Genomic DNA, 8,824 nt, shown 5'->3' with positions numbered 1-8,824 from the left:
TTCGGAAGTCTCCTGATCCACGGATCACCAATATCCTAGGCGCTGCACATTTTCAAAAAATGAATTAGCTGCGTCTTCTTTAGTGCTGTTCTTTTTCTTCGACTGCCGATTTTTAATTTTCATGGTAGTTGAGTAAAGGCAGCCGGTCCATTTAGACGGTTGCCTTCTCTTGTTGCTTATTCAACTAAAGTTCTCCGTTAGTTCAATGATATTTGAAGAAGCCACTAACTAAAATAGTCACTTAGTCAGTCCAAATTCGTTCTATATTTGGAGTATCCTTCATAAAGGAGAGGTGGAAAACGTCTGGATTAGACAGGTATTCCCACTCCTTATACCCAATCCGATCATCAAAATATTTCAAGAGCAGAGATATGAGATTTCCATGTGAAGCTATTATAATATTTTCAAACCGACTATTTAATAGTTCTTTAACCACAGCAATTACACGGTGCGTAGCTACATTGCTCGACTCGCCACCCTCATAACACAAATCTAAATCGTAGTACGTTTTTCGAAGCATTTCACGCCAATCAGGGTGATTTTTTTCAGACAATATCCTTTCGGTCAATCGATTATCTGTTACAATTTCGATACCAAGTCTTTCAGCTAATGGAGAAATTGTTCGAAAAGCTCTTTCATAAGGACTTGAAATAATATAATCTATGTTTTTCGGCATAAGAAACTCAGTAAGTTTGTTTGCCTGATTTAGACCCAAATCCGATAATCGTGCATCAGCAGATTGTCCTTCTGCTTGACAATGTCTGACTATAAATACAGAATCTGAACACATGTTAGTATAGTTTTACATCATTTCAATATATTTCAAGCAAAAATAATAGTATTGGCGGGATGGTTTCGGATACATGGTTCCGTCATTCCCATCCTCGGTTGTAGATTACTCATGGTAATCTCCTGCTTTTCACGCTGTATGAAAAGCGCTAGGAATAACATCAAATACGGCATCAATTCAAAGTTTTGAGTAATTAGACTAAAAAGAGAGCAACAAATAACGATTATTGCTAAAGTAATTCTACTTATCTTTAAAAACATGATCCCTCCTACTGAAAATTGATTAGTGCTTTCATTTAGGTGATACTTTAGAAATGTCCAATCTTAGCAATCTACCTGTCGTTGTATCAATATAGGCATAGCCCATAAAAAAACGGAAACAAAGAAAACCATCGCACCATTTTTCTGAAAGGTCTATTCCCTTATAGTTATAAGAGTTTAAAACACGAAAGTAATATAACTTTACCCTATCACCTGTTTTTAAATTATTGATAAATACTGTTCTTGAACCCTCATTACTGCTTAAACTATCCATTTCTGTTTGTGAGGTTTCGTCTGTGAAGGTGGAGGGGATATTTCTGATTTCAGTCTTAACAATTTTGACATTTGCATTAGGTAGATATGGTGAAATGACTTTAACAACAGCATGATTAACATAATACTTGTATCCAACATAACCAATCCAAGTAATTGCAATGACTACTAAAATTATCAGTGTTTTTTTGTGCTTCAAAGTTCAACTCTCCCAAACTACATAAAATCATTCTTTCATCAACGTATAACTTTCGCTCAATTATACCATTTAGCTCCTCATTCTGTTGGACGCAAACCATCCAAAGAAAATGACGACCAATGTTGATCGTCATTTGTCTTTAGTTCAATTTTGCTGGTCTTTCTTCTTTCAATGGCACCGTCCAATTCACGTTTGTGTAAAGTCGATCTACGACTATACGGGTTAATTGAAGCTGGTCCGAAAGCGTCGTAAGGCCTGGTGCGCGGAATTCGAATAGGCTGCCTATCTGTCCTCCCCCGAGTAAAATATAACCGTCTTTCCAGCTGGAAGCTTCCGTGGACGAGCTGCCTCGCATCGTGACATTGTACTCTTTGCCATTAGGAACTGTTAATATCCATTGGCTAGACCTATCCTCGTTCCGCAACTTTCCACTCAGATGTAACGCCCCCTCCGCTTCTTCACTATTGGTATTCGGTGGGGTTTCAACTGTGAAATCTTTCAACATAAGCTCATCACCATCAAAATTGAAAGGAACCGGATGATCTTTAAGCTTGAAAGGCTCAAACTGGATAGAAGCTTCGTCGTGCTCGGAGATAAAATAACCATCGAATACAAACGTATAAGGGTTGTCTTGCGGCAGATATTTGAACGTATAGCTCCAATGCATCAATCCAGGCTTATCTCCGGGGAGATGATTCTCTGTCATTAAACTTTCAATATGCGGGTATTTTCTCGTGTTGACACTGTGAATCTCGTTCCCTTGCTGATCCTCGAAATGAAACTTTAAGCCTTGCTGCTTCCACAATTCGCCGGGTGAGCGCTTCAAAGCCTCTTCACTTAGTTCAGTATCAACCTCTAAACGAACACCCTGCACCATGCGGGTCAACCGTTTTAAGCGAATTTTCATTCCGTCAGGAGAGGTGTAGCTTCCCTCCAGTGGTGTGAAGCTTGTTTTTTTCTTCGCTTCCCTCAGATCGATGGAAAAACTAAAGTTCCAATTTCCTTGAATAGAAGGGATATTTTCTATTTTGTTGCCCAATTGAGTTAGATGACCTTCTAATGTAATCCTGTCAGTTTGAAGAGGTTCTGGGAAGAAGCAGACCATATAGTAAAAGTCATTTGTCATCCCCATATCGTACATCTTGCCGACGACTTGACCTTGATCATCTTTTATCGTAATACTGTTCTCAGGAGTAAAGACCAACTGATCTCTTTTATGTTTTCCATCTGATCCAAATAATTGCAGGGCTAGGATCACACGGGTAGGGTCAGCTACTGCTTCGTCGACTCGGACTGTATATCCTTTATCTTCCACCTTAATGTTCGGATTCTGGACCAAACCAAACTCTTGTGCCCGAAGTAACCCGACGTCAACGACGGTACTCTGCCCAAATAGAGAGCGGAGCGTATCTGCAAGCGTTGGTATAGAATACAAAACCACAGAGCTCATTGCAACCAATAACAAAGCCGCTCCAATCGCTAGCTTCCAGAAGCCTATACCTTTTCGCTTGAACAAGTCTTTTCTAGATGCTGGTAATACATTCGATGAATGAATTTTCAATTCATCTCGCTCAAGCGAATCCATTACCATGTTGGTAAATGAATCAGGCAAGACTTCCTCAAACAGCTCTTGAGACCAGCGTATTTGCTCCTGGATCTGTTTATCATATAGAGAAGAGCAGAGCTGACAAGCGGCAATATGCTCGGTTATTTTCTCTTTTTGGGACGAAGTAGCATTCATTATGTATGCTTCTATTTCATCTGTGCTTAAGCATTTCATCATTCCTCTCCTCCTCTGGCAGTTAACATTTGTTTCAATCTTTTTTTTGCTCGGTGAAGGTCGTTTTGAATCTTATTCAGAGGTACATCCAGCACTTCGCTCATTCCTCATAGCTCAAATCATTGGTATATCGTAGGAGCACGGCTACCCGATAATTAGTAGGCAGCTGCCGCATCAGCACCTGAAGCTCAGTGCGATTTTCGCCTTGCAGCAGAATTACTTCCGGATTTCCCCAGGACGATGGGTCATGAGGAGGTTCTGCCACCCACTCTATGGGATGTGTTTTTTTCCACAGATCTTTCAGTAGGTTAGTTGCAATTTTATAGATCCAAGCTGCAAAACTTTTACTGGTGTCATGCAAGGCCAGTCTATGGTAAGCCTTAATAAAAGTCTCTTGAGTCAGGTCCTGGGCATCTTGATGATTTGCTCCCATTCCACGTAGAAGGTTGTATATTTTATTTTTGTATAGGTTCACCAGAAAGGCGTACTCCTCTTTGTGTCCTGCCAATACGTGGCTTATCCATTTTTGTTCGTCATCATTCTTAGTGAGATGTATTCGTTCCTCCACTGCCAAACCTCCTAGGGGTTCTATACTATATAGACGAGGACAATTAGCAAACCTCTCACCTTGGAGACAAAATATTATCATTCCGATGCTGGGCCTTACTTCCTCTCAACAAAGCAATAACTGCTACTTCTATAGGGAAATACTTTGGCAAACTGTCAGTCACCATTTCCTAAGATTTTCGTAGTCCAAGCATTTATTAATATTTTACATATTATTGTCAGTAAAAAGAGGAGGTGGACTACATGAGCAAATATCTAAAATCCAAAAAATTAAAACATATTCAAAAGTGGATAAAAATTTTGGAAAAAGGTGAGATTGCAGCAGAGGAATGGTCAAAAAAATTAAAACTTCCATATAAGGCAATAGGAGTCGGAAAACATAGAGTTGTTTTTGATTTGGGGAACTGCTTAGTGTTAAAGGTTGCCAAGATAGCAAAAGGCATAACTTGTAACAAAAACGAGGTAGATCTTTATCAGAGTGTTCCCTCCTCGCTGCAAAAGCGCCTTTGTAAAATCGTAGAATATGGACACGGCTGGTTAATCATGAAGAAAATGAACAAAACAGTTCCCAAGAAAAAAAAGTATAAAAAACAAGTGCACCAGATTCTAGATAAATTTTGCAAATTTGGTATAAGAATTTCAGATTTAATAAATAAAAAAAGCGGTAATCTGATTAGGAGAAACTTCCGACTAAAAAAGGACAAAAAAATTGTAATAATAGACTATGCGAACGTTTACTCATATTAGAAAAATATGTTTAAAATTCGTGTTGAGTTATTAAGTTATCCTGCCCGTTCGTAATGAAGGCAGCCGATCCTTCATTGGTCGGATGCCTTCTTTTTGTTGTTGAGCTATTGTTTACCGTCCCTCGGTTTTAAGGGTTTATCTCACGTATACTCACTCATTCGCAGGATTTCATCACCTTACAATTTATCGATCAAACAGTTGATAGGTGCTAGAGGATGTATTCAGGTCACAACCGATATAGGAATGAACAACGTATTTACAGGGATCACAGATATGCCATACGGGAATATTGTTGATGATATGTCACATTATTTATAGGCATTGAGCCCGTACGTTTGTTTTGTGGATGCTCCAAAGAGATCCTTTATCCCATGCTATCTGCCTTGGACAAGGAAGAACTGGCTAATGCCTATGAAAATAACAGTCTATTGGAGATTGTGTGCAATGTATGTGGAAAAAAACATACCTTTGATTCAAGTGAGATTGCGAACCTTATTTAAACAACGGTCGGGGATCGATCCCCTGACCTCATCGCTACCATCGATGCGCTCTCCCAACAGACTTATCTCCTCTCAATGACAGAGATTTCTACGGTAATCTGTAGTTTTTTCTCAATGGGTGCATTATTCCACTATCCTGCCCGTTCGTATTGATGTTCATTGAACTATAGCACTCCGTTAGTAGTGATCATTTCTTGCGTTTTCCATCTTGATCGCTGTAGCGTATACTGTTAATAAAAAATCAAAACAAGGTGTGATGACATGTCTCCCCGTACAAAGAAACAGAACGAGTTCATTCGTGAGCAACGTAAGCAAGAGATTTTACATGCGGCCATTCACGTCTATGTGGCAAAGGGCTATTCGGCTACGGCATTGAGTGATGTTGCAGATCAGGCGGGTCTTGCACATGGTCTGGTATATTACTACTTCAAGAATAAAAAGATGCTTTTTCGGGAGCTTTACGAAAACATGATGGACCAGTCCCTACACTACACATCTGTGTATTTTGAACAGGATTCGCCGGTGCTTGAGCAATTCAAAAACTATGCCATGCTCATCTGTGAGCGTGTGATCAAGGATCCACAGACCCAGCGTTTTTATATGCGAATCAGCCTGGATCTGCATCATTTATATGAGCCCGGAGAATTGTCACCATTTGAATGGATGAAGAGCTTTATCAAGCCAATGGCCCAAGCGATTAACAAAGGAATTGGGCATGGTATCATCCGTCAGGGAGACGCGAACCTTATGGCCATGCAATATTGGGGAGCTATTTCACAAGGAATGAGTTATCTGGATCAGCTGCTTCAGGATCTCGTCGCTCAGGGTTTGAAGGAGACGGAAATTAGCAGCGTAATGAGCGAAAAATTCCAACAAATCGCCGAATCGGCAATTTCGCTATTCAAGCCGGATTGATTATACATTTATGGTTGACTGAGTTCTCAATCAAAAATATAATGATCTTAAGGAGCGTGATTATTTGCCAACGATTTACAAAGAGATTTTGATTGATGCCTCGCCGGAGCAGGTATGGGACGCGGTGAGCGACGTAGGTGCTGTCCATCATCGACTGGTCCCCGGCTATACCGAGAATACCCTTATGGACGGTCATGAAAGAACACTCATCCTGCCAAATGGCGGCATGGTACGTGAGTTCATCGTCTCCATTGATGAAAGGGAACGTCGAATGGCTTACACGGTACAAGAAGGACGGATGCCGCTGCTGCATCATCATGCTTCCTTCCAAGTCTTTCCCCATGGCGACAGCGGCGCCAGGCTCGTCTGGATAACAGATTTCCTTCCAGAGCATCTCACTACTGAGATTCAAGCACGTGTAAATCGCGGAGCAGAGGTTATGAAAGAGACCATCGAGGCGGAAACAAAGGGAGGAGAATGAAGAGAATGATGAGAATTCTGGTCATTGCAGCTCATCCGAACATCGAACAGTCACGCGTAAATAAACGCTGGTTGGCGGAATTACATGGACACCCCGATCAAATTACCGTTCAAGAACTATATAAGGCTTACCCCAATTATGTAATCAACGCGGAGAATGAACAAGACCTCGTTGCAAGGCACGACCGCATCGTATTTCAATTTCCAATCCAATGGTACAGTATGCCGGCTTTACTCAAGCAATGGCTCGATGACGTGTTTACGACATCCTGGCTGTTCGGAGCCGGCGGTAAAGCCCTTGCGGGGAAAGAACTAGTCCTTGCCATGTCGATTGGAGGCGATGAATCGTCCTACCAGTCGGGTGGCTTGATTGGCTATACAATCAGCGAGCTGATCCGACCCTTTCAAGCTTTTTCCAATCAAATCGGCATGACTTTCCTACCGCATTATAAATTTTATGGTGCGGTCAAGGCGAATGATAATCAAATCGAAAATAGTGCCTTACACTATGTGAAACACATCTCCTCTCCCGATCTCAACCCCATGATCATACGAAAACGTATGCTCGACGAAATGAGTAACAAGGCTAGCTCAAATCCCTAATAATGGATAATATTATAAAAGCCAACTACGAAAAGTTTGTTAGTTGGCTTTTATAACGATTATGAAGACACTGTTTAGCTGCAAAGTTCGCGGTACGAATCAACAATATGGGGGCCGCTTTCAATATAGTGAAATAACTTCTTCTAATTTTTCCAAGTTCACTCCAATTGAGTGAACGCCTAATTAATTTAAAACTTTATTTACTTCAAAACATAATGTTTCGCTTCAACTTGATTTCACTAATAGTCTCTCATCTATTTTTCCAAAGAAAAGAGTTTGCGCACTTGCTCATTCCTCAACCAAAGGCCTCCCCAAACCAACACTGCAAGATAAACGGGAAATAGGATGGTAGAAAAAAGTGGGGCATCTAGACGAACCTGTGTCGCAATCACGCCGCCAAAATAACCGGTCAACATCACTGCACCTAAGATCGTTATACGAGGTAATGCATAAAGAATAGTAGAAAGAAGTCCGAGTATGCCCATCAAAAAAATATGATGTTCCTGGTAACCAAGTGATACGGTAGAATCAACAACAAACGCAGGTTTAAATAATTTCATGATACTGTCAAGCAGCATAAACAAAATGGCTATTCCACTCATCACTCTTGCCGTCCATAGTCGGCTTTTAGAAATTGTTCTTGTCATCGTCCATCTCTCCTTTTAACTGACTCCCCATTGATTACTGCCGTTCTGGCTTCTGACTCATCTTCATAGTTCAAAGCAAGACTGATGCTGCCGTTATACGAAACCGGTTCGAATGAATCGGAAATCATTAACGTATTCGTACCCGCCACTGTCAAACCCAAATGCATGACTTTATCCTTCATCGCCTCGGGTGTTCCCGGCGTCTCACCGAATGTGGTGAGAAACTGAATTTCGCCACTGAGTGACTCGACGTAAAAATTCGCCTGACCTCTTGCGTCCTCCGACATCAAATAAGAGTGAATTTGTGCTCCCATAAAAGTTCAACAACCTTTCCACTTGAATTTGTCCTTCTATGAATACGACGAGTGAACAATGGTGAAATCGACAAAGGAAGTAAATATTTTTTTATATTGTTTTTTTAGCTTGTAAATTTGGTCTTGTAAACTCAAAACTATGTACATGATTCATTTCGATTTTTCAGTGAAATCTCATTCTAAATGTATCTTCTTTGTGATGCCAAACCATGCATTACTGCCCTTTAGCTTAATAAAAACAAGGAGTAGCTGCCGCGGTGAACTGCTCCTTGTTTTGTTCAACTATAGTTATCTGTTAGCTTCTTTTAGCTTTTCAGCTTCAATTTCCCATTGTTCTTTGTCGCCTAGAAAAAAACTAACGACCGTTGGGGAGTCTTCTCTACGTCCGTCTACGTAACTCGCACTATGGCTTTTGGTGCTTACAGAATGTATGGTTTCCTCATGATGGTCCGTTTCAGTAAGATTTCCGTCGCTACCAAGGTAGAACACTCTCAAGGTTCCTTCTTTCATCGGGGAAGATGTTTTTAGCTTTCCGCTAGCCGGAATGCGGTAAACATAGGTTCCGTTTTCTTTCTCGAGCGGTGGATAATTCGCTTGGTCAAACGTTACCTCAACCCAGCCGGCAAAGCCCGTCTGAACGATGTATTTGTGTTGTTCAGGCACTGTATACCCACCGATTATAACTAATAAAACAACAAAAATAATGGTGGAAAAAGCAAACAATATTTTCATCTTCTTAACCTCTCTAT

At 40.8% G+C, this 8,824-nt stretch carries 12 protein-coding genes; 5 read left to right on the top strand and 7 right to left on the bottom strand.

Annotation, left to right across the window (positions count from 1 at the left end; all coding sequences use genetic code 11):
• Positions 1 to 241: 241 nt before the first annotated feature.
• The 4 genes from AC58UU_RS33730 to AC58UU_RS33715 all read right to left on the bottom strand — a co-directional run bounded on the left by AC58UU_RS33730 (position 242) and on the right by AC58UU_RS33715 (position 3,870).
• Positions 242 to 790: a histidine phosphatase family protein gene (locus tag AC58UU_RS33730; RefSeq protein ID WP_497321896.1), complete on the bottom strand. Its 549-nt coding sequence runs from the start codon at positions 788 to 790 to the stop codon at positions 242 to 244.
• Between the two features lie 291 nt (positions 791 to 1,081).
• Positions 1,082 to 1,522 (bottom strand): hypothetical protein, encoded by a 441-nt coding sequence (locus AC58UU_RS33725; RefSeq protein WP_497321895.1) that lies wholly within the window; start codon positions 1,520 to 1,522, stop codon positions 1,082 to 1,084.
• Positions 1,523 to 1,661: 139 nt separating this feature from the next.
• Positions 1,662 to 3,305, bottom strand: coding sequence for a DUF4179 domain-containing protein (locus AC58UU_RS33720; RefSeq protein WP_497321894.1), 1,644 nt, complete (start codon positions 3,303 to 3,305; stop codon positions 1,662 to 1,664).
• A 97-nt stretch (positions 3,306 to 3,402) separates the two neighbouring features.
• Positions 3,403 to 3,870, bottom strand: coding sequence for an RNA polymerase sigma factor (locus tag AC58UU_RS33715; RefSeq protein ID WP_497321893.1), 468 nt, complete (start codon positions 3,868 to 3,870; stop codon positions 3,403 to 3,405).
• A 242-nt stretch (positions 3,871 to 4,112) separates the two neighbouring features.
• Between AC58UU_RS33715 and AC58UU_RS33710 the strand changes: the two genes are divergently transcribed.
• The 5 genes from AC58UU_RS33710 to AC58UU_RS33690 all read left to right on the top strand — a co-directional run bounded on the left by AC58UU_RS33710 (position 4,113) and on the right by AC58UU_RS33690 (position 7,114).
• On the top strand, positions 4,113 to 4,616 hold the full coding sequence (locus AC58UU_RS33710; protein ID WP_497321892.1) for a hypothetical protein: 504 nt from the start codon (positions 4,113 to 4,115) through the stop codon (positions 4,614 to 4,616).
• A gap of 314 nt (positions 4,617 to 4,930) precedes the next feature.
• Positions 4,931 to 5,116: an Hsp33 family molecular chaperone HslO gene (locus tag AC58UU_RS33705; RefSeq protein ID WP_497321900.1), complete on the top strand. Its 186-nt coding sequence runs from the start codon at positions 4,931 to 4,933 to the stop codon at positions 5,114 to 5,116.
• Between the two features lie 261 nt (positions 5,117 to 5,377).
• Positions 5,378 to 6,031 carry a TetR/AcrR family transcriptional regulator gene (locus AC58UU_RS33700; RefSeq protein ID WP_497321891.1) on the top strand — a complete coding sequence of 218 codons (654 nt, stop codon included), beginning with the start codon at positions 5,378 to 5,380 and terminating at the stop codon, positions 6,029 to 6,031.
• A gap of 64 nt (positions 6,032 to 6,095) precedes the next feature.
• On the top strand, positions 6,096 to 6,512 hold the full coding sequence (locus tag AC58UU_RS33695; protein ID WP_497321890.1) for an SRPBCC family protein: 417 nt from the start codon (positions 6,096 to 6,098) through the stop codon (positions 6,510 to 6,512).
• A 5-nt stretch (positions 6,513 to 6,517) separates the two neighbouring features.
• Complete coding sequence (locus tag AC58UU_RS33690) at positions 6,518 to 7,114, top strand: NAD(P)H-dependent oxidoreductase (RefSeq protein WP_497321889.1); 597 nt, start codon at positions 6,518 to 6,520, stop codon at positions 7,112 to 7,114.
• A 254-nt stretch (positions 7,115 to 7,368) separates the two neighbouring features.
• Here AC58UU_RS33690 and AC58UU_RS33685 read toward each other — a convergent pair whose 3' ends face one another.
• The 3 genes from AC58UU_RS33685 to AC58UU_RS33675 all read right to left on the bottom strand — a co-directional run bounded on the left by AC58UU_RS33685 (position 7,369) and on the right by AC58UU_RS33675 (position 8,807).
• Positions 7,369 to 7,761: a DoxX family protein gene (locus AC58UU_RS33685; protein WP_497321888.1), complete on the bottom strand. Its 393-nt coding sequence runs from the start codon at positions 7,759 to 7,761 to the stop codon at positions 7,369 to 7,371.
• The gene (locus AC58UU_RS33680; RefSeq protein ID WP_497321887.1) at positions 7,758 to 8,075 is read right to left on the bottom strand and encodes a VOC family protein; all 318 of its coding nucleotides are present in this window, start codon (positions 8,073 to 8,075) and stop codon (positions 7,758 to 7,760) included. Before AC58UU_RS33680 ends, AC58UU_RS33685 begins: the two co-directional genes overlap by 4 nt.
• Before the next feature lie 288 nt (positions 8,076 to 8,363).
• Positions 8,364 to 8,807, bottom strand: coding sequence for a DUF6843 domain-containing protein (locus AC58UU_RS33675; RefSeq protein WP_497321886.1), 444 nt, complete (start codon positions 8,805 to 8,807; stop codon positions 8,364 to 8,366).
• Positions 8,808 to 8,824: the final 17 nt, after the last annotated feature.

This window comes from Paenibacillus sp. JT22N1 (genome assembly GCF_059692155.1).
The sequence above is the reverse complement of the archived record's forward strand: the minus strand, read 5'-3'. Positions and strand labels throughout refer to the sequence as shown.